At 32.9% G+C, this 21704-nt stretch carries 22 protein-coding genes; 15 read left to right on the top strand and 7 right to left on the bottom strand.

The window, feature by feature from the left end:
* From E0F76_RS16035 to E0F76_RS16010, 7 genes are all read left to right on the top strand, one after another.
* Positions 1 to 1125 (top strand): thioesterase domain-containing protein (locus E0F76_RS16035; RefSeq protein ID WP_220398938.1); only part of this gene is annotated, 1125 nt, incomplete at its 5' end.
* 470 nt (positions 1126 to 1595) lie between these two features.
* Positions 1596 to 2669, top strand: coding sequence for a glycosyltransferase family 61 protein (locus E0F76_RS16030; RefSeq protein WP_132008433.1), 1074 nt, complete (start codon positions 1596 to 1598; stop codon positions 2667 to 2669).
* Positions 2670 to 2937: 268 nt separating this feature from the next.
* Positions 2938 to 3228, top strand: coding sequence for a hypothetical protein (locus E0F76_RS16025; RefSeq protein ID WP_132008430.1), 291 nt, complete (start codon positions 2938 to 2940; stop codon positions 3226 to 3228).
* Positions 3215 to 4003 (top strand): 4'-phosphopantetheinyl transferase family protein, encoded by a 789-nt coding sequence (locus E0F76_RS16020; RefSeq protein WP_132008427.1) that lies wholly within the window; start codon positions 3215 to 3217, stop codon positions 4001 to 4003. The genes E0F76_RS16025 and E0F76_RS16020 overlap by 14 nt, the downstream gene beginning before the upstream one ends.
* Before the next feature lie 444 nt (positions 4004 to 4447).
* Positions 4448 to 4639, top strand: coding sequence for a phage tail protein (locus E0F76_RS19780; protein WP_246022090.1), 192 nt, complete (start codon positions 4448 to 4450; stop codon positions 4637 to 4639).
* Positions 4627 to 4911: a phage tail protein gene (locus tag E0F76_RS19775; protein WP_246022089.1), complete on the top strand. Its 285-nt coding sequence runs from the start codon at positions 4627 to 4629 to the stop codon at positions 4909 to 4911. The genes E0F76_RS19780 and E0F76_RS19775 overlap by 13 nt, the downstream gene beginning before the upstream one ends.
* Before the next feature lie 398 nt (positions 4912 to 5309).
* On the top strand, positions 5310 to 6263 hold the full coding sequence (locus E0F76_RS16010; protein WP_342773095.1) for an aldo/keto reductase: 954 nt from the start codon (positions 5310 to 5312) through the stop codon (positions 6261 to 6263).
* A gap of 78 nt (positions 6264 to 6341) precedes the next feature.
* On the opposite strand, the gene E0F76_RS16005 is transcribed toward E0F76_RS16010, so the two are convergent.
* The gene (locus E0F76_RS16005) at positions 6342 to 6575 is read right to left on the bottom strand and encodes a hypothetical protein (protein ID WP_132008424.1); all 234 of its coding nucleotides are present in this window, start codon (positions 6573 to 6575) and stop codon (positions 6342 to 6344) included.
* 477 nt (positions 6576 to 7052) lie between these two features.
* Between E0F76_RS16005 and E0F76_RS16000 the strand changes: the two genes are divergently transcribed.
* From E0F76_RS16000 to E0F76_RS15965, 8 genes are all read left to right on the top strand, one after another.
* Positions 7053 to 7391 (top strand): hypothetical protein, encoded by a 339-nt coding sequence (locus E0F76_RS16000; RefSeq protein WP_132008421.1) that lies wholly within the window; start codon positions 7053 to 7055, stop codon positions 7389 to 7391.
* Between the two features lie 611 nt (positions 7392 to 8002).
* Positions 8003 to 9358, top strand: coding sequence for a Na(+)-translocating NADH-quinone reductase subunit A (locus E0F76_RS15995; protein ID WP_132008418.1), 1356 nt, complete (start codon positions 8003 to 8005; stop codon positions 9356 to 9358).
* Between the two features lie 165 nt (positions 9359 to 9523).
* Entirely contained in the window at positions 9524 to 10684 is a 1161-nt protein-coding gene (locus E0F76_RS15990; protein ID WP_132008415.1) for an NADH:ubiquinone reductase (Na(+)-transporting) subunit B, read from the top strand.
* Between the two features lie 12 nt (positions 10685 to 10696).
* Complete coding sequence (nqrC, locus tag E0F76_RS15985; protein ID WP_132008412.1) at positions 10697 to 11407, top strand: NADH:ubiquinone reductase (Na(+)-transporting) subunit C; 711 nt, start codon at positions 10697 to 10699, stop codon at positions 11405 to 11407.
* Positions 11408 to 11440: 33 nt separating this feature from the next.
* The gene (locus E0F76_RS15980) at positions 11441 to 12121 is read left to right on the top strand and encodes an NADH:ubiquinone reductase (Na(+)-transporting) subunit D (protein ID WP_132008409.1); all 681 of its coding nucleotides are present in this window, start codon (positions 11441 to 11443) and stop codon (positions 12119 to 12121) included.
* A gap of 45 nt (positions 12122 to 12166) precedes the next feature.
* Positions 12167 to 12781: an NADH:ubiquinone reductase (Na(+)-transporting) subunit E gene (nqrE, locus tag E0F76_RS15975; protein WP_132008406.1), complete on the top strand. Its 615-nt coding sequence runs from the start codon at positions 12167 to 12169 to the stop codon at positions 12779 to 12781.
* A 19-nt stretch (positions 12782 to 12800) separates the two neighbouring features.
* Complete coding sequence (gene nqrF / locus E0F76_RS15970; RefSeq protein ID WP_132008403.1) at positions 12801 to 14066, top strand: NADH:ubiquinone reductase (Na(+)-transporting) subunit F; 1266 nt, start codon at positions 12801 to 12803, stop codon at positions 14064 to 14066.
* A gap of 9 nt (positions 14067 to 14075) precedes the next feature.
* Positions 14076 to 15080: an FAD:protein FMN transferase gene (locus E0F76_RS15965; protein ID WP_132008400.1), complete on the top strand. Its 1005-nt coding sequence runs from the start codon at positions 14076 to 14078 to the stop codon at positions 15078 to 15080.
* Here E0F76_RS15965 and E0F76_RS15960 read toward each other — a convergent pair.
* The 6 genes from E0F76_RS15960 to E0F76_RS15935 all read right to left on the bottom strand — a co-directional run bounded on the left by E0F76_RS15960 (position 15077) and on the right by E0F76_RS15935 (position 21575).
* Positions 15077 to 15262: a membrane or secreted protein gene (locus E0F76_RS15960; RefSeq protein ID WP_132008397.1), complete on the bottom strand. Its 186-nt coding sequence runs from the start codon at positions 15260 to 15262 to the stop codon at positions 15077 to 15079. The genes E0F76_RS15965 and E0F76_RS15960 overlap by 4 nt on opposite strands.
* 11 nt (positions 15263 to 15273) lie before the next feature.
* A complete protein-coding gene (locus E0F76_RS15955) occupies positions 15274 to 15711 on the bottom strand; it encodes a CBS domain-containing protein (RefSeq protein ID WP_132008394.1) in 438 nt (145 codons plus the stop codon).
* A gap of 156 nt (positions 15712 to 15867) precedes the next feature.
* On the bottom strand, positions 15868 to 17493 hold the full coding sequence (locus E0F76_RS15950; protein WP_132008391.1) for an alpha-glucosidase: 1626 nt from the start codon (positions 17491 to 17493) through the stop codon (positions 15868 to 15870).
* Positions 17494 to 17558: 65 nt separating this feature from the next.
* Positions 17559 to 19289: a hypothetical protein gene (locus tag E0F76_RS15945; RefSeq protein WP_165932727.1), complete on the bottom strand. Its 1731-nt coding sequence runs from the start codon at positions 19287 to 19289 to the stop codon at positions 17559 to 17561.
* Positions 19282 to 20526 (bottom strand): MFS transporter, encoded by a 1245-nt coding sequence (locus tag E0F76_RS15940; RefSeq protein WP_132008388.1) that lies wholly within the window; start codon positions 20524 to 20526, stop codon positions 19282 to 19284. Before E0F76_RS15940 ends, E0F76_RS15945 begins: the two co-directional genes overlap by 8 nt.
* Positions 20526 to 21575 carry a glycoside hydrolase family 130 protein gene (locus E0F76_RS15935; RefSeq protein ID WP_132008385.1) on the bottom strand — a complete coding sequence of 350 codons (1050 nt, stop codon included), beginning with the start codon at positions 21573 to 21575 and terminating at the stop codon, positions 20526 to 20528. Before E0F76_RS15935 ends, E0F76_RS15940 begins: the two co-directional genes overlap by 1 nt.
* Positions 21576 to 21704: the final 129 nt, after the last annotated feature.

Genomic DNA, 21704 nt, shown 5'->3' with positions numbered 1-21704 from the left:
GACCGTAAGGCATTATTAGAATATAAATCCAACAACAAGAATAGTACTAAACAAGAATATACCGCTCCTCGCACAGAAGCAGAGAAGTTAGTAGCTGATATTTGGAAAGAAAGCTTAAACATTGAGCAGATTGATATTTTTAGTAACTTCTTTGAATTGGGTGGTCATTCAATAAAGGCTGTGAATGTCATGTTTAAGATTGAGAAAAAAACGGGTAAACGGATTCCTCTTTCTGCATTATTTCAACATTCTACTGTATTTGAATTTGCCAAACTACTAAACATTGATAGCAAAATATCATCTGATTGCTTAATTCCTATTAAACCTAAAGGGAATAAACCCCCTCTTTTTATGGTTCATGGAGCAGGACTTAATATCTTAAATTTTTTAAATGTGATTAAATACTTTGATGAAGATCAACCTGTTTACGGTATTCAAGGTATAGGTCCAAATGGCTATGATAACTGGTATGAATCCATAGAAGCCATGGCAGCTCATTATGTAGATGCAATTACAAAAATAAATCCGAAAGGTCCCTATGCTTTGGCTGGTTTTTCTTTTGGTGGTATCGTTGCCTTTGAAATGACGCGTCAATTAAAAGAACAAGGAAAAACAGTTAGCTTGTCAGCATTACTAGATACTTATGTCGACTCATCATATTATTATCCTACAGTTCAACAAAAAAAAATAATTAGATATTTGGATCGTACTCGTAGAAGATTCGATTTTTTATTGGAAATGCTCATGAGTTGGAAGGCTTTTAAGAAGCGCATTAATGCGAAAAAAGAGTATCTATTAAAAACACATTTTGATCAGAACAATACAATGACTGAACAAGAAGTATTAGCCCTTGAAGAATTTATTGTTGCTGATAGTATGGTAAGTAAAATAACTGACTTGTACCACCTTGTACCTCAGAATTTTGAAGTAGATTTATTCCGTGCAAAGGATGACACAAACCATAAATTAGATCCTACACATTTAGGTTGGAAAAAGGCAGCATTAAAAGGTGTTCGGATTCATAATATTCCAGGAGATCATTTAGATATTGTAGAGCCGCCTAACGATAAAATATTGGCTCGTATGCTTCAGGATATTCTAGACCAAAGACATGCAAACGTATAATTTAATCATTAATAACGACTTACCATCCTATTTAGCTAATTTCTTATTTCTAAACAGATGAACAGAGCCGATTGCTTTTACAAGAAAAAGAATTAAACCTATTTATTAATTGTACATTGGTTTTAAAATTCAGATAAATGCTTTCGAAATTAATATGAACCTTATTTTTAAAGATCTTAAAATAGGACACGCTTTTAAACCAATTAATAATATAAAAAATAAATGATTATGTAAAAAAAAACTGTTTTAGCTAAATTGGAAGTGATTATCTAGATAATTACATTACTGAAAATTATGATTTTGTAAATTCTCTAAAACATATTTACGATCATAGAGGAAGTATAAATCCTTCAAAATACTACAATAAAACCATACTTTTCACAGCATACAAACACGTAAAGAAGCCTTTTACAAGGTCTTAAGCATAAAAAAATGGTTATAAAATAAAGTCTAATTAAATCATAAAAAAAATGAAAATTACACCAATTGGATATACAAAATACCTTAAAAGAATACATAAATCTCATATGATGTTACGTCAAGGAAAAAATCTTGAAAGCCTTGCAGTAAAATCTTGGGAAATTGAGCCTGGAAATATAACTATTTCACCAAAGGCCTTTTTTCTAGATGGTCAGCTTGATCGTATAACTCATACTGAATTCGAAAATCCAATTTCTATAATGCTGGGGGGGGCAACAAAAAATGAACCGACACGTGCCTATATGTTGAAAAATACTTGGATGATTGATGGTTCCATTTATAAAGATTTACATCGATTTGTATTTCACCATTGCTCAAAACTTAGTACTAGAAAGTATTTTTTTCCACCTATTATAATAGATACCGAAATAGATAATGCATCAATTTATAATTCATATAATGGCAATTATTATTTTTATTCTTGGTTAGTTGATGATTGTCCATTGTATCAATTAGCTGCGTCTGTAGGTGATCCTGTGACTACAAATATCTTTGCATTCTCACATACACCTGAATATGAGAATGCATTAGAAATGAATCCAATCAGAACCAATGCAGCATTTATGAAAAAAGCCATATTCTTTGATGATAACTGGTGCAACAATATAGGTAAGCATGAAAGGTTTTCAGCTAATCGAAATAAATTGTTGTCTAGGTTTCCAGGAATATCACATCCAGGAGTATTTATTTTGCGCCGTGATTCGGGTGACATTCGTATAATGATTAATGAGATGGAAATAGCCGAAAAGCTTCGTGATAAATACGGATTTCGGATAGTGGATGTAACCACCCAAACTGCAACTGAAATTATTTCTGCCTGTGTAGGAGCTAAAATTCTTATCGGAATTGAAGGTAGTCAAATGGCACACGGATTTGTTGTACTTCAACCAGGTGCTTCCGTAATAATGCTCCAGCCTCCATACCGTTTTGTAGGTGCTATGAAAGTGATAACAGATATGGAAGACATTAATTATGGATTTATTGTAGGAATTCCTAAGGAACAAGGATTTTATATTAATTTTGAAGAAGTTGAAAGGACGATGGAATTATTTCCTTCAATTTAATACAAAAATTGGAAATATATTTTTTTAATTTATAAAATTATAAAAAGTGGATTTTGATTTTTGATAAATGTTTTCCTATACTTTAGCGGAATATTCTTTTGGTAGTTTTGTTGCTTTTTGAAGGAGGAAAATTAGTTTGATATTATAATGGCAAATGTGGAAAGATCGATTTCTCAAAGGAAATATTAATTGGATGGAAGGTATTTAAGAATCATATTCATAAAAAAAAGATTGCCAATTAAATAAGTATTTTAGTCTGAGCAGCACAATGATGGAACAAGATGCATTAATACTTAAACATTATATAGAAGCTAATGCTAAATCTAAAGGAAATATAGATCGCTACCGTATAAATAAACAATACTTTGACTTGGATTTTATTCGATCAAAATATGATGAACACGATAAAACAAACCCAACAAAATTTCGATGGAAAAAAGCGGTATTTAATGGTAATAAGATTCATAACGACCATTTTGGCATTTTAGATTCTTCAAATGACAAAGAATTAATACAAATGATTCAGGATATTTTAAATAAAAAACATGCAAACATCTAATCTCTTTATTACTTTTTCAAATATCAAGGGCGTTAGTTTACCGCCTAGGAAAGAGTATGCTCTAAATGAAAATGATATAATAATTTATACTATTTATTTGCCCAATTTTATAGCCTTCTCACCTTATTTATCCAATTTTCTGAATAATAATGAGCTTAACAGAGCTGATAGATTCTACAGTGAAAAAGATAAAAACCGATTCATTATTTGCAGGTCGATTCTAAAATTTGTTATAGCAGCATTTACAAATTTAGATGCAAAAAATATTTCTCTAGACTATCGTCCTAACAAAAAACCGTATTTAGACTCCCATCCTTGGTTTTGTTTTAATATTTCACATTCTGAAGACATTGCAGTTATTGCCATTTCCAAAAGCGAAGTGGGTATCGATATAGAACATATTTCTGATAATTTTGACTTTACAACCCTTCTTTCGGCAATCTTTAATGAAAAAGAAATTTCGGCAATCCAAAATGCTAATAATAAAAAACTCGCTTTTTACACTTCATGGACACGAAAAGAAGCCTTTGTGAAAGCATTGGGTAAGGGTATCGATGATGAATTTAAGAACTTTCCTTGTTTGGATGGCCATCATAATTTAAATTCCAAATTAATTAAAACTTCAGAATACTGGCAAGTAAATAGTTTTGAAATTGCTCAAAATTATATTGGTGCTATTGCATATAATAAGGATGCTAACCCCAAGAATATTGAAATGTTCAATATGCCAAGTACTATGGATAGTCTATTGGAGCTGATAAAATATAAAGTGTAATATTACTTACACTCCTATTTCTATTTATTTATAATTGAATTACACCTTGGCTTTCTCGTAGCCATACCGTTTCACATTTTTCTAGTTCATAACTATTTTCCCTCTTTTCCTAACAACCCATTTCTATCTTTCTTATTTTTGATAGTATGAGCTTAGGATGCTTAAATTCAGTTTTGTAGGTCAAATTTTAATTCCTGTTTATTCCTAAAATTGGAATTGCCTTTCTTTGATAAGACTACTATTCTATTTACAAAAAATTATGGCATTACAAACACCAGGGGTTTATATAAATGATAAAATCGCAGTCCCCAATTAAGTTGTGGCGGTCGAAACCGCAATTCCAGCCTTTATAGGTTATACTGAGAAAGCCGAATTTATTGTAATTACCTTTCAACAGCAACAACAAAAATCATAATAGCCTACTAATTCTTTAAAAAAATAATCATGGCAGACGACGGATCAAAACAAAGTGAAAATTTATGGCCCATTTCTAAATTTTACTTCACAGTACATTTAGGTGGAGAAATGCAATACGCCTCGTTTCAGGAAGTTTCTGGATTAGATGTTGAGGGACAAATTATAGAATACCGACATGGGGATACCCTATTTTTTCTAATCAAAAGATGCCCGGATTAGTGAAATTTGGAAATATAACGCTAAAAAAAGGTGTCTTTATAAAAGACAACCTATTTATCGAATGGTATACTACCGTAAAAATGAACACTGTTAAACGGACTACCATAACTATTAATTTAATAGATGAAGGTGGGAATCCAACAATGACCTGGACTTTACAAAATGCATGGCCTACCAAAGTTACTGGAACTGATTTGAAATCAGATGGTAATGAGGTCGCAGTTGAAACCATAGAAATTGCACATGAAGGTTTAAACATAGTTAATAAATAAATATTTAATTATATTAGTTTAATCAAATTGCCTTGGACGAAAAATATAATTTATACTTCATGGAGATAGCTGATTCTTTTGCAACTGCAGTTTTATATGCAAAAGGAATTTGAGAGCGTACACAAACCTACATTAACGGAATTCCATCCGACCAAAGCGAACTTCCCCCTGCTGACACCGAAATAAAATTCGACGAAGTCAATGTTTTGAGTGTTTCCTGCTAAAATGTGAATACAAACTATTTATCAAAAATTTAGAAGATACAAATAGTAATTAATGCGTGTTGCTATTTATTCCTTCAAAAACAACCCGTAAATTATAAACATTAAATATTAGCGCTCATGATGTTTTTAGTTTGACTATTTTTGTTTTTTAAAAATCCTTTAAACAGAATTGAATTGACAATCACAACTAAAATAGGAATCGGATTAGCAGCCTTGGGTAGACCTGAATACATCAATATTCGGGAAAATCATGCTATCGATAAATCAGAAAAAGCATTCCGAGAAAATGCTTTTAAAGTATTGGATTTTGCGTATAAAAAGGGTGTGCGTTATTTTGATACCGCACCTTCATATGGCAAAGGTGAGTCGTATTTAATTGATTGGAAAACAGACAGAAAACATTCGGATGTGATTTTAAGTACCAAATGGGGCTATACTTATGTTGCCAATTGGGAATTAGGATACAAAGGAAAGCATGAAGTAAAAGAACATTCTCTTGAGAAATTACTCGAACAATGGAAAGTATCTCAATCACTATTACCCGATTTAAAAATATATCAAGTCCATTCGGCTACTTTAGAAAGTGGTATCTTAAAAAATGAAGCCGTACTAAAACAATTGCACACGATTAAAAAAAATAATAGCCTTCAAATTGGAATCTCTACAAGTGGTGCTAATCAAAACGAAATCCTACTCGAAGCTATGACTATCAAAGTTGATGACGACTATTTATTTGATAGTTTTCAAGTCACTTATAATATTCTAGAGCAATCTACTTTTGACATATTAACTATATTACATTCCAAAAATAAAACAATTATCATCAAAGAAGCTTTGGCTAACGGTAGAGTCTTCAATATAGAAAACGAAACAGTCTTTCCCATATTAGATAAGCTTTCTAAAAAATACAAAGTTGGTATTGACGCCATCGCTCTACGTTTTGTAATGGAAAGCATCAATCCAACCTATGTTTTAAGTGGTGCATCGGACACGAAACAATTGGAACAAAATCTAAAAGCATTAGATAAAAAGTTGACTTTTACTTCAACAGAAATGAATCAACTAAAATTATTAACAACCAATCCAAAATCGTATTGGGAGGAACGTAGTCTTTTGGAATGGGATTAATATAAGTAGTTATTCTTTTTCAAATACGAACAATAATTAGTAGCATTGTTGAAGTCTTTACAATTAGACCTCCTATATTTAATCCTCTTTTTCCACTAATTTATTAGCCCAATTTATCGCTTGTTCATCATCTTTTTTTATTTCTAAATTATCAATTTGATGATATACTAATTCGTTATTATTTATCACTCTACATGAAAGTGTAAATAAATCGATAACTGCGTATAAAGAAATTACTCTATATGGAATCCAATATAAGAACTGTACATCCCATTTCCTAAGTATGCATAATGAAATCTGAAAAAGAACCATAAAAGATAAGCTGTTTCATTAGATTTTATTTTCGATTACAAATAGTACTTGTATAAAATATCCCTATTTGGTTTGAATTTTCTAAAAAATAAGAATTTCAATAGTAGAAAAATTAAGATCGTTTTCAATAAAAGCAGCTTATTTCATAAGCGACACAATCAAAATTTCGGAGACTAATTCAGGAATTATTCTAGTTAATTATACTTTTTCTATGATGATGTTGAAAATCCAAAACGGCTGGTGCGGGACAATCTATGGAAATATATGACCCTAGTAAAGTCGTTTTATTCACCAAGTCCAAATGATTTAAAAGGATATGAAAATAAAAATAAACCCAGAATGCGGGAAACCGTAAAATATTGAATAGTGAATAATTTATTTTTGAAACCATTAAGGACACAAGTGATCTAATTATTGATGAAAATAAAGTGATACCCATTTATAAAATATTTGAAAACTTATTAAAAAAAGAGCAAAGTGGCGACAAAAATTTATTCAGGAAAGCATTCTAACTATTCAGACCAAATCTTTTTAGTTGATAAAGGAAAAATATACAGAGGAAAATATTCAATTGCATCAGATGAATTAATAAGTATTCAGCCTGAAGGTATTCTAATTGTAAAAAACACAAAAATTTTCAAAGGGAACCATGCAACTTCATCCAATCAAATAATAACTGTATCAAATAAAAACATTTACAAAGGAAGACATGTAATTGCATCTAATCAAATAGGAGTTATTGAGGGAGACAGACTAAATAATGATGAATTTGCAAAAATTATTTATTTGTTGGCAAAAAAAAATAATTTACTCTAATTCAAAAAGAACATCGATTTAGAAACTATATAATTATATGGCAATGTCTATTTCAGAGCTCTTGAACCAAGATTTTTTTATAAATTAAAAACAATGGCAATGCATTTCCTGCACAGACTCAAAAGTAAATTTAGCGACTATAAAAGAGCCTTCTAAAATTAATCCTTACATTCTTTTTATTGGCATTAAAAGAGTATTCAAATTGTAAATAATACTTTTTAATGGAGTTCATTAAATTCATTTCTGCCAAATTATTAATACTTCTACTCTTTATTAAAATTATCATTTAATGATCTTGTTCTCCCAACCAATTCGTTTAAACAATAGCGTCTTGAAAGCGCAACTTTCATATTTGACTCATTTTATTCACCGATAGCATGAAGTAAAGTAATTCAGTTTTTTAGGATTGATAAATGTAAAAGCACTATAAAATCCAACTATAGGTCAATATTTTACGATAAAAAAAGAGTTTTTGTTGCTCTATTGAGGTAAAATCACTAGATTAGATTTTTATTCTTTACGAAAGCAAATGTTTCTGATTAAATTGCTTTTAAGGATTGATAAAATCGAATCTTCGTACAAATATCATAATTACCCAATAAAATTAATTAATGAGTCTATTTATTGAAATTAAAAGGGGATTGAATCTCAAATTGATTGGCGAAGCAGAAAAGACTATTCAGGATCTACCCATAGCTGACGTATTTGCTATTAAACCAAACGACTTCACTGGTCTCCATCCAAAATTACTAGTCAAAGTAGGTGATACTGTATTAGCTGGAACTCCTTTGTTTTATAATAAAAATAATGAAGCTATTATAGTAAGTTCCCCCGTTAGTGGAGAAGTGATTGAAATTCTTCGTGGAGATAAAAGAGTAATTTTAGAAATAAAAATACTGGCCGATAGGGAAATTAAATATGCATCCTTTCCTAAGTCAAAGCCTAATGATTTAAATAGAGAAGAAATTATTGAAAAATTACTAAACTCTGGTGCTTGGCCATTTATCCGTCAGCGACCTTATGGTTGTATCGCCAATCCAAGTGAAAATCCAAAATCTATCTTTATTTCTGCTTTTGATAGCAGTCCATTGGCACCCGATAATGATTTTATCATGTCTGGTAAAGAAATTGATTTTCAAACCGGCCTAGATGTTCTAAAGAAACTAACCGATGGAAAAATTCATTTGAATGTTCAGCACAAAACTACTCCTGCATCCATTTTTTCGAACGCAAAGTCGGTACAAATTAACAAAATTTCAGGTCCACATCCTGCTGGAAATATTGGTGTACAAATACATCATATTGACCCGATAAACAAGGGAGAAGCAGTCTGGTGTATCAATCCACAAGATGTATTGATACTTGGTAAATTATTTAATGAAGGCTTATTTGATGCAACCAGAACAATAGCATTAACTGGTTCACAAGTCAATACCCCAAAATATTATAAAACCATAGTGGGTTGTTCTATTAAAAACATTCTTGCTGACGGTGGTTTAAAAAAGGAAGAAAACAGAATTATTAGTGGTACTATTTTAACAGGTAGTAAAATTCCAGAAGATGGTTTTTTAGGCTTTTATGATTCCCAAATAACGGTTATTCCAGAGGGTAATCATTCTGAATTTATGGGCTGGTTGACTCCGGGATTGAATAAATTTAGCCTATCTCGTACTTTCTTTTCTTGGCTAACACCCAACAAAAAATATGATATGGATACCAACCTTCACGGCGAAGAACGTCCTTTTGTAATGACTGGCGAATATGAAAAAGTTTTTCCGATGGATATTTACCCGGTACAACTTTTAAAATCAATATTGATTGAGGATATCGATATGATGGAAAAATTGGGGATTTATGAAGTGGTTGAAGAAGATTTTGCCCTCTGTGAATTGGTGTGTACGTCTAAAATAAAATCCCAGGAAATCATCCGTCAAGGACTTGATATTATACGTAAAGAATTCAGTTAAGAGTAGTTTACTTTTAATTCAAATTCACTTTTTATACGATTAACATTTTTACTATAATTAAAAAAACAAATAATATATTCTGTTAGTTTAATTTTTGATTACAATGAAACTAATCTCTCAATAATCAATAAAGAATATGACAATAAGCATTAAAAACAATAGCATTTGAAACAACTTAGTAAATTACTGAACAATCTAAGACCTAACTTTGAAAAAGGGGGAAAACTGGAAAAATTGTATCCTGCATTCAATGCAATAGAAACTTTTCTGTTTGTTCCTGATCACACAACTGCAAGTAAAGGGGCACACGTTCGTGATGCAATAGATTTAAAACGCACGATGATCTTGGTTGTACTTTCCTTAGTTCCCTGCCTTTTATTTGGAATGTGGAATGTGGGTTACCAACATCATCTCGCCTTGGGTTTAATGGAAACCTCCATTACAGATAATTTTATTTTTGGAGCCATCAAAGTTTTGCCGTTAGTTCTTGTTTCTTATGGTGCCGGCCTTACAGCAGAATTTATTTTTGCAATCATAAGAAAACATACCATTAATGAAGGTTTTTTGGTTTCGGGTATGCTGATTCCACTTGTCATGCCTGTTGATGTGCCTTTATGGATGGTTGCAATTTCAACCATTTTTGCGGTTGTTATCGGAAAAGAGGTGTTTGGAGGTACAGGTATGAATATTATGAATCCTGCACTTATCGCTAGAGCATTTCTGTTTTTTGCTTATCCATCTAAAATGTCGGGTGACCAAGTTTGGATAAATACCAGTTTGGGTAAAGGACAAACTTTAGTAGATGCATATAGCGGGGCAACTCCATTAGGCAATGCCGCTGCGGGTCTTGCAGAAAAAATTCCTGGAACGTTGGAATCCTTTATTGGTGCCATTCCTGGATCCATTGGCGAAACTTCTACAATTGCATGCTTGCTTGGCGCAGCCCTTCTGTTATACACGGGCATTGGTAGTTGGCGCATCATGTCTTCCGTTTTTGTTGGTGGATTTTTAATGGCACTAATTTTTAATTTTTTTGGATTGAATACCTTAATGCAGATTACTCCATTGCATCACCTAGTGTTAGGGGGATTTGCTTTTGGAGCCATTTTCATGGCTACCGATCCCGTGAGTGCGGCACAAACCAATACAGGAAAATACATTTATGGATTTTTAATTGGAATGTTTGCCATTATGTTCCGAGTTTTTAACCCCGCATATCCTGAGGGGATGATGTTGGCCATTTTATTTATGAATGTAATGGCACCGCTAATAGATCATTATGTAGTTGAAGCAAATATTAACAGACGATTAAAAAGGATCCAGTAACAAAAAATATAAATGAATAAAGACAGTAACAAAGCCACATTTCTTTTTTCTACCGTTCTGGTGGTAATTATTGCCGTATTGCTATCTATCACTGCTATTAGCCTTGCTCCATATCAGGCAAAAAACATCAGGATTGAAAAAATGAAAAACATCTTGACTAGTGTGGACATTCATGCTGAAACAGCTGAGACCGAGCAATTATACACACAATATATTACCCAACAAATTGTTTTAAATAATAAAGGTGAAGAAGTAAAAGGTGGTGTGGCTGCATTTGATATCGACTTAAAAAAAGAATTGGACAAAGCCAAAACGGGTAAAACAGATGAACAATTGTTCCCGCTCTTCATTTGTAATAAAGAGGGAAAAAAGTATTATATCATTCCTGTTCGAGGCAAGGGATTGTGGGGCCCAATTTGGGGATATCTCTCACTTGAACCCGACAAGAATACCATTTACGGAGCCAGCTTTGGACACAAAAGTGAAACTCCCGGACTTGGGGCAGAAATTGAAACCGAAAAATTTCAACATCAATTCATTGGAAAAACAATATTTGATGAATCTGGAAATTTTGTTTCGGTAACAGTTATCAAAGGTGGTGCCTCACCAAACGACACGCATGGTGTAGATGCCATTTCTGGCGCAACAATCACCAGTAAAGGTGTTTCAGAAATGTTTAAAAGAACACTTAGTAATTATATACCTTATTTTAAAAGTAGATAAAGCGATACCATTTGTAACATAATACAACAGCACATGAACACAGAAACTATAGCAACTCCTGCAAAACCTAAAAAGCCAAAAGAAGATCTGTTTTCTCCAAAAAACAGACGGCTTTTGTACGACCCTCTGAACGACACCAACCCAATTACAGTGCAAGTACTGGGCATCTGTTCGGCATTAGCGGTTACTGTAAAAATGAAACCCTCTATTGTCATGGCCCTTGCGGTTATTGTAGTTTGTGCTTTTTCAAATGTTATCATTTCATCAATTAGAAACATCATTCCAAATCGTATTCGTATAATCGTTCAGTTAATCATCGTAGCTACAATGGTTATTTTAGTCGATCAATTTTTAAAAGCATTTGTATTTGACGTAAGTAAACAACTATCGGTTTTTGTGGGTCTGATTATTACCAATTGTATCATTATGGGCCGATTAGAAGCTTTTGCAATGGCTAATAAACCCTGGCCCTCTTTTTTGGACGGCATCGGGAATGGGTTTGGTTATGGATTAATATTGGTCATTGTATCGATGATACGAGAACTATTTGGTTCCGGTGAATTGATGGGGTATCGCATTATACCCGATTCCATTTATAAAATGGGATATTTCAATAATAGCCTTGTAATTATGCCACCTATGGCGTTAATCATTGTTGGCATTCTCATATGGATACAACGAAATAGAAACAGAAAATTAATAGAATCCAACTGATTAAAACTAACATTAAATAATCACTAACGCTACTTATTATTTTTTATGGAACATGTAAATATTTTTATAAAAGCAATTTTTATTGAGAATATGATATTTGCCTATTTCCTAGGCATGTGTTCGTATTTAGCCATTTCTAAAACCGTAAAAAGTGCTGTAGGATTGGGGCTCGCAGTAATATTTGTTTTACTAATTTCAGTACCAGTTTGTTATTTACTGGAGAAGTATGTATTAAAAGCAGGAGCATTAGAATGGGTATCTCCTGATTTTGCTACAATTGACCTCAGCTTTTTAAGTTTTATCATGTTCATTGCTACTATTGCTTCCATAGTTCAGTTAGTAGAGATGATTGTCGAAAAATATGCTCCTGCTCTCTATACATCACTAGGTATATTCTTACCTCTTATTGCAGTTAACTGCTCTATTTTGGGAGGTGCATTATTTATGCAAGAAAGGGAATACGCCACCTTGGGAGAGGCTACTGTTTTTGGATTTGGTTCTGGCGTGGGTTGGTTTCTTGCAATCGTCGCATTATCTGCCATACGAGAAAAACTAAGGTATTCTAATATTCCAGCGCCTTTACGAGGTTTGGGAATCACTTTTATATTGACTGGATTAATGGCCATTGCATTCATGAGTTTTATGGGAATAACATTATAAATTTATAATCAAAAAAGGGATGATATTTTTAGCATTTGATAGTTTAACGGTTTTTAGCAGCATAGTTGTTTTCTTAGGATTCAATTTATTGCTGGTGTTTATTATTCTCTATGCCAAATCTAAACTTACCCCTTCCGGATTAGTTAAAATTGTCATTAATGGAAAAGAAGTACTGGAAACTGAAGCCGGTTCTACCCTATTGACTACTTTGTCCAATCAAAAAATATTTTTACCCTCAGCCTGCGGTGGTGGTGGAACTTGTGCCATGTGTAAATGTCAGGTTTTATCAGGTGGCGGGGACATTTTGCCCACAGAAACTCCTTATTTCAATCGAAAAGAACAGCAATCAAACTGGCGTTTGGGTTGCCAGGTAAAAGTAAAACAGGATATGAAAATAATAATTCCTGAGAGTATATTGGGAATTAAAAAATGGGAATGCGAAGTGGTTTCAAATGATAATGTAGCTACTTATATTAAAGAACTGGTAGTGAAATTACCCAAAAATGAATTTCTGGATTTCGAATCTGGTTGTTATATTCAAATCGATGTTCCTGTATGTGAAATTGATTTTAAAAAGGACCTTTATAATATTGACGACCGATTTAAGGAAGGTTACGATAAATTTCATATTTGGGATTTGAAAATGAATAATCCTGAACCTATTTTCCGTGCGTATTCTATGGCCAATCATCCAGCCGAAGGAAACATCATTATGTTGAATATCCGCCTTGCCACCCCTCCATTTGACAGAAAATCAGGTGGATTTATGAAGGTAAATCCAGGAGTTTGTTCCTCTTATGTTTTTTCCTTAAAACCTGGAGATAAAGTAAATATTGCAGGTCCATTCGGTGATTTCCACATTAAGCCAACAAAAAACGAAATGATTTATATTGGTGGTGGTGCAGGAATGGCTCCTTTGCGATCTCATTTATTTCATATTTTTCATACTCTAAAAGAAAGTGAGAGAAAAGTGTCTTTCTGGTACGGAGGAAGGTCGTCAAAGGAAGTTTTTTATACCGATCATTTCCGAGATATCGAAAAGGAATTTCCTAATTTTCAATATAATATAGCACTTTCTGAACCGCTTTCTGAAGACAATTGGACTGGTGATACTGGTTTTATTCATAGTGTTCTTTTTGAAAAATACTTGAAGCATCATAAAGCACCAGAAGACATTGAGTATTATATTTGCGGACCACCTATGATGAATTCTGCAGTTTTTAAAATGCTTGATGATCTTGGTGTACCACCTGAAAATATCGCTTTTGATGATTTTGGAGAATAAAAAACATTTATGACGAAGTTCCTATACCCTATTCTAATATCCTTTTTATTTATAAGCTGTAACTCCAATAAGAAATCTTTACTTAAAATTGAAGGAAATGCGCAGGGAACTACCTATCATATTTCCTATGTTTCAAATGATGGAATCAATTATAAAACGGCCATCGATTCCTTGTTGAAAGAGATTGACAAATCCATGTCAACTTGGCTGCCTTCATCAATTATTTCGAAAATAAACAATAACGACAAAAATGTGATTGTTGATCCCTATTTTATTGATGTCTTTAACAAATCCATTGAAGTTTCAAAAAAAACAGATGGGCTTTTTGATGTAACGGTGGGCCCTTTAGTGAATTCTTGGGGATTTGGCACAACTAAAAAAGCTTCTATGGATGGCAAAAAGATAGACAGTCTACTCCAGTTTGTTGGCTATAAAATGGTAAAACTGCAAGGTAACAAAATTGCAAAAGCAAAACCAGAGGTAAAACTAGATTTTAATGCCATCGCTCAAGGGTATTCTGTAGATGTTTTGGGAAATTATTTGGAAAGCAAAGGAATCTTTAATTATTTAGTTGAAGTGGGCGGAGAGCTGAAAGCAAAAGGAAAAAAAGAAAATGAAAACTGGAAAGTTGGTATTGATAAACCAGATGAAAAAGCAAGCTCAGAAAGAAAATTGGAAGCCGTTATAAATTTGAAGGATAAAGCACTGGCTACTTCAGGAAATTATCGGAAATTTTATGAAGAGGGTGGCCAAAAATTTTCCCATATCATCAATCCAAAAACGGGTTATCCTGCCAAACAGAATTTATTAAGCACTACAGTAATTGCAAATGACTGCATTACTGCTGATGCTTATGCTACTGTTTTTATGGTTATGGGATTGAAGAAATCGATTCAGTTTTTGCAAGACAATAAAGACTTACAACTTGAAGTCTATTTTGTTTATGACGATCACGGAATCTGGAAAACATATACATCCGAAAGCTTAAAAAAATGGATAAAAGAATTGCCTTAAGAGTTGCATTTTTCTTCAGGCTTTGCCCCACAAATTCCGCATGCTCCACCCTCCTTTTGAATTAATGGATTATTGCTGCTACAAGTACCAGAAAACCTACCGTCTTTTTTTAACAATATCTTGATGGCAATCCCAGAAATAGCAAGAGATAAAAGAAGAATTGAAATAATAATTGTTTCCATATTTATATTTATTATACAGCCTTAGTTCCACTGATATAGGAATCCAAATGATCAATTGTGCTTTTTTGAATTTCCATTATTGCTTTAACCACATCACCAATGGAGACAATTCCAACTACTTTTTCGTCTAACAAAACAGGTAAATGTCTAATTCTTTTATTGGTAATCAAATCCATGCAATAATTTATATCGTCAGAAGGTTTTACAGTAATTACATCCGTATCCATGATTTCATGGACAAAAGTGTCTCTAGAAGACTTGTTATTTAAAGCAATTTTTCGAGCATAATCTCTTTCAGATAAAATACCTTTTAAAATAGTATCTTCTATTATTAAGACAGCACCAACATTTCTTTCTCCCATTATTCTTAATGCTTCATATACTGTGATTGTAGAAATTATAGAATGAACTTCTTGTCCTTTTTCTTTTAATATTTGATTTACAGTCATAATAGATAAGTTTAGTGAACTATAAATTTAAAGAAAAATAGTTTATAAAGGAATTAAAACTTCAATAATATTTTAAAATATGGGGGTTTTGTAACTGAAATTCATCAATAATATTTGTTATTGACACCTACTATTTAAAATTTATTCCATCCAAGTTTAATTTTTGTAAATGACAAAACTATTCGTTTTGAGCATTGTACTTCCCATCAGTATTGTTGTCCCTGGAGAAAGTTGTATTCGTTTTTCTATACCAAAGTTGACTTTCACCGTGATACTATCTCCATCATAAGAACGGCTATATGAAATTAGATTATCAATGAATTCTAGCTTCTCATATTTTCCATATTGCAAAACTTTTTCTTTATTCCTAATTGATATTAACTCTTTGTATTTATTTAAAATCGAATTCTCTTTTTTTTCCAAATTTTGAACATTAACTTCCTTGTAATCGGAATTCATCTTAATCCAAGGTTTTCCAGTTGAAAATCCTGCAAATGCATCTCCATTCCATTGCATTGGACTACGAGATTTATCCCGATTGTGCGCATTTCCTTCTACAAGAGCTTTAACAGAATTTTTACTTTTAGCTATTGCCAAATCATAATGAGTTCTTCCTTGAATATCGACTATTTCTTCCAAGTTATTTGCTAAAATGTTATGCATTCCAATTTCTTCTCCGTAATAAATAAAAGGAACTCCTTTTGCCGTTAGGATTATCGCAGCCAATGCCACCGCTTTCTCTGAGTTTCCATCTGCAAGCCTATCAATCATTCGAGGCATATCATGACTTCCAAAAAATAAAGTTGGAAAATTGTCACTGCTTTTTTCCATACTTTGCAACTCGTCAAATATTCGTCGAGCCGAGAATTCTTTGATGCTTCCAAAGTTGAAATTAAAAACTACATCCATTAAATCCGGAGATTGGTATTGTTTTAACACCTCCATTTTATCACTTCCAATTTCTCCTACTATAAAGCGGTTATCGTATTCATTAACCACCGATTTAATTGCTTTTATGGCCGTTTGAACCCCTTTTTGATTGATGTCATTCAGATGTTCTTGACTTTTCTCTTTCATAGGATTGTCTTGTGTTATTCCATCCGTCGTTAGAAAATTAATCACATCCATGCGGAAACCATCGACACCCAAATCCAACCAAAACCGAAGCATATTTTGAATTTCAGCCACCACTTTTGGATTTTTCCAATTGAGGTCTGCCATTCTGATATCAAATTTATGGTAATAATATTGGTTTGTAGTTTGGTCTAATTCCCATGCCGATCCACCAAAAAACGATTCCCAATTATTCGGTTTATCTTTCCAGATATAATAATCACGATACGGATTATCCTTTGATTTTTTGGACTCTTGAAACCATTTTGAATTGGTGGAAGTATGATTGACAACGATATCCATAATTATTTTAATGTCCTTTTTATGGGCTGCTACCAAAAAGGTTTTGAAGTCTTCCAATGTACCATAAGTGGGATCCACCTTGTAATAATTGGAAACATCATACCCATTATCAACTTTGGGAGATTCCAAAAAAGGTGTCAACCAAATCCCTTTTACACCCAGACTCTGAATGTAATCTAATTTTGAAGTCAATCCTTTAAAATCGCTAAAACCATCTCCATTGGAATCTTTATAACTGGGCATATAGATTTCGTAAAAGACGGTTTCTTTCCACCATACTTTATCTATGTAATTCTTTTTTTCTTTATTGCAGGAAAACATTACAAACAAAAAACCGATAAATAGTATAGTTTTTCTAAAGCCCATTTTTTATGAATTACAATGTTTAAATATTAAAATAAACAGCTGAAACACTTATAATTTTTAAATCGTTATTTATAGGATACTACAATAGTATTAGCATAATATTTTCCATCCTTTAAAACAATTTGAGAACCAGAAGGAATTTCGACAATTAATCTTGAAGAAAGACTAGGTATGGTTATTTCCCCAACTTTAGTAACATTTTTCAATACGACTTGATGAGTAATTGCATCATATAAATCAACGTTTGTGGAGGTTTGAGTCAGATAAGTCACTGTTTTTTCTTCCCCAAAAGGATTGTATAATAAATAAGTTGGATAGGCATCAGTACGATAAAAATCAGTAGCCAAGCAATTCAATTTTAAAATTTCTGGAACATCTGTTTTTTCAACAATAGCACCAGCTATTCCCACATGACCACTTCCGTAGACACTAAATTGAGAAACATCAGGGTTACCTGCTATCCAGTTGGGACCATCACCAATCGCAACAGGAGCTTGTATGTTTTCATATTTTTTAAGGTGTGATTTTTTAATTAAACCTTCATAAGCAATCACTCCTTTGGTATATTCTTTTTGCTCTGGTATCGTTTGATGGTCATCAGCAATTTCATATGGATAGAAGAATTTAATGGCATTACTGGCATTCAGCATCCATTTCCCAACCACATTGGCATATCTGGGATCGTAACGAACCATAGGAACCAAAGGCCACATAGAATCATAAGTATTCATCAAAAAGGCAAAACCTCCATGATCTACAGTACTTCCCATTAAACCTGAAACATCGTAACCGTTCCAATTATCGAGAAGCATTCCCCATCCTTCTCTACATTCAGGAGTTCCGTTAAACGTCCAATCCAAAATTTTTGAGTAATCGTAGTTTCTACCTTCTTCAGCGTTCAAGCGAGCAGCAACATAAGCTCCAAAAGGCATTAATATTTCATAATACCGATTGTCTTTTTGATCTAATAGTGCCTGCAATGAAGATTCAGCTCCCTTTAAATATTTAGGTTCTTTGAATTTTTTATAGGCTGCATATAAAACATAAGCATGACCTGCAGCCACATCTTCTTGTTTGCAAATCCAGCTGTCTTTTGGTTCTAAAGTTGAATAATCGAAAAAAGAGTGGTGGTAATTTCCCGCCATTGTTGAATCCGCTTTATAGAATTTATCAGCAATAGTATGTTGAATAGTTGAATAGTCTTTTTCATTCGGATAAAAATCAGCAACAGCATAAAACATCAAATTAGGATATACATCATACCACCAATCTCTGGCATAACCACCTCCTAGAAGGGCTACTTCGGGAGAAGTGTTGTTCATGATAATATTCCATTTGGTATCACTATTGTAATAATTTTTTAGCATGCCAACATAGTCTTTTCCGTTTTGGTCGGACTTGTCGATTCCAATTAAACTCGCACCCATTACGGATCCGATACTGGCTAAAGACTCATGAAAAATCCCTTTGTGATGTTCTACACCTTGTCTTACATCTCCCATAGCAGTGTAAATCCCAAAGGTTTCCTGATCGAAATTTTTACGGGAATCATCTTTCCAGATTAATGGCCAATATTTCCCTGTTTGATTCACATCATACACTTTCGCATCATAATCTTTTGCCAATTGATTAAAATCAAGAATTTTGAATGGTTTGGGAAAATTAGGCATTGCCGTAATGCGCTGTATTGACTCTTGCTGTACCGCAGGAATCGTCGTCAATTTAGTTTGAGTTACGTGACACGAACTCAAAATAATAAAGAGTAGAAGTGTTATTAAATAAATTGTTTTACGCATCTTTATTTTCTAATTTAGTTTGTTGTTCCAATAGTTGTTTTGCAATTAATATCGAAAGTAATTGTATAAAAGCTATAATTAATAAGGCATAACGCAAGGCATCGTCCGCATTTCCAAAATAGGCTATTCCTAAGAAAGTCCCTGCTCCAAAAAGTCGTCCCACATACAAGCCAAATTCATGATTTAAGATATAAGAGAATTCATTTCTGTTTTCTATTGAAGACAATATATCAATGACTTTCAATTGTATTGGAAAGTAGGCAATATCAAGAATCGGTCTTGCAATCAATAAAAGAAAGATAAATATAATTGCTCCTGTGGAATTAAACATCAAACTATTGAAAAAGGAGGCCAAAAAGAAAAAGATAAGCCCAATACTAAAAATAACCAATCGATGTTTAGGTGATGATAGTTTGCCCAGAATTAACATAATGACCGCTGCAATAACTGCTCCTACAGATTGGGCCGTTCCTAATGCTCCTTCAGAAGCAAAAAATTTCATCATCAACATGGCAGGAGCTGTAACTATAAAACCTTGCGCCAGCCCTTTGAGTAAAGCCATCTGAAGCATTTTTGTCCAAAGTTTGTGAAATTTAAAATAAAGAAATTTTTCATTTCTGGGTTTCTCATAAACTCCAAAATGAAATACTATTGATGCCAAAATGGTAAATATAAAAACCACTCCGGTGACAACTCTATACCCTGAATTTACACTTTCATTTGAAGCAGAATCACTACCATTCATTAAATACCAACCTATAATAACAGGTACAATAACTGCGGTCAAAGTATAGAAAAAGGTATCCAGTCCATAATAGAAATTCCTCGTTTTATCAGTTGTTGTTGCTAAAACTAGATAATCTCTATTGGCCCAATATAAACCGAAGGACATTCCCATTATCAATCCTGCAGATATCAATCCCGTATAACTAATTTCATCAAGGGACATCATATATACCATAGAAACACCACTCAATAACATACCGAGTGAAAATAGTTTTTTGATATTTACAGAATTCAGCAAAAAACCATTAATAAAAAAAGTTATCGGAATTCCGGTATAAATAGCTAATTGATACATCATTACTTTAGATGGATCATTCGAATTCCGCATGATATATGAAGCCACGAAAATGTCAATTACGGGTAACACAAACGCGTAAATTAAATTGGTCAATATTAAAATCTTTGTACTCCTGGAAAAATCCTTGAGCCCTATTCTTGCTAGTTTTTCCATTATACGTGAAGTGTTTTTAAGATTTCCGCAATGGAGAATGTGGCCAAACACACAAATTCATCTGCCGCACCATAATACATTTGTATTTGATCTCCATCAACAATATGACCATTTGTAAATATAACTTCGCCAAAAAAACCAGTCCTTTCATACTTTTCTGTTGGCACCATAATGGGCTCTTCTGATCGAGCTATAACTATTGAAGGGTCTTGTAGGTCTAATAAAAGCGCTCCTAAACAATACCTGTTTTCTTTAGTTGCACCGTGATAAATTTCTAACCAGCCTTTCTCCGTTTTTATGGGTGCTGCTCCTGCTCCTAATCGTTTACTATCGAATTTTCCTTCACGAGTTTTAGCGATACATTTATGGTTTCCCCAATGTACTCCATCTGGAGATTCTGCTAACCAAATATAATTACCTCCTAATTCAGGACTGCTTGGACGATGCAAAGCATAGAATTTATTATTGAATTTTTCTTCAAAAATGGCACAATCTTTATTGTGCGGACTAAAAATCATCCCCTTTTTCTCAAAAGTTTTCCAATCCTTGGTAGTTCTAAGTCCAACACCCACACCATTTGAAGAAACCATAGTATAAGTGAGGTGATAGGTACCTTCAATTTTAGATACACGACAATCTTCTATGCCATAAGATTCATATTCGCCTTCTCCAAAAAGGGAAGAATAGGCAGGGTCTTCTTTGAAATCAATTCCATTGACACTCCAAACCAATCGCAAATGAGATATAGTAGTCAGGTAATCAATTCCATCGTATTGTATTACTCTTGAGTCTGTAGCATTTAATTTTGGATCATTCAGCTTAAAATTTTTGATTTCAACTTTACCAACAGCATTATAAATGGGTACCGATAAAAGACCTTCTTTCTGGATTGTTCTTTCGGCTACTCTTAGAAGTAATCCTATTTTGCCATTGAATTCAAATGCACCTGGATTAAGAAGGCATTCTATGATCATGTTTTCGTCACTTGCCTTTAAATCTTTGGGTGACAATAAGGGATTTTTTCTATTTCGATTTGCAATATCTGTCATAATTATGCATTTTTATTTTTTAAAACTATTATGTTTAAATAATTAAAGCGTTACTAATTCAAACCATGTATAAAACTGATTGTTAGCTATAGGTATCAATTATTTTAGCAGCTATTTTTAAGTACTTAG

This window comes from Flavobacterium cellulosilyticum (assembly GCF_004349355.1).
Taxonomy (GTDB): domain Bacteria; phylum Bacteroidota; class Bacteroidia; order Flavobacteriales; family Flavobacteriaceae; genus Flavobacterium; species Flavobacterium cellulosilyticum.
This window is presented reverse-complemented; position numbering and strand designations above follow the sequence as displayed.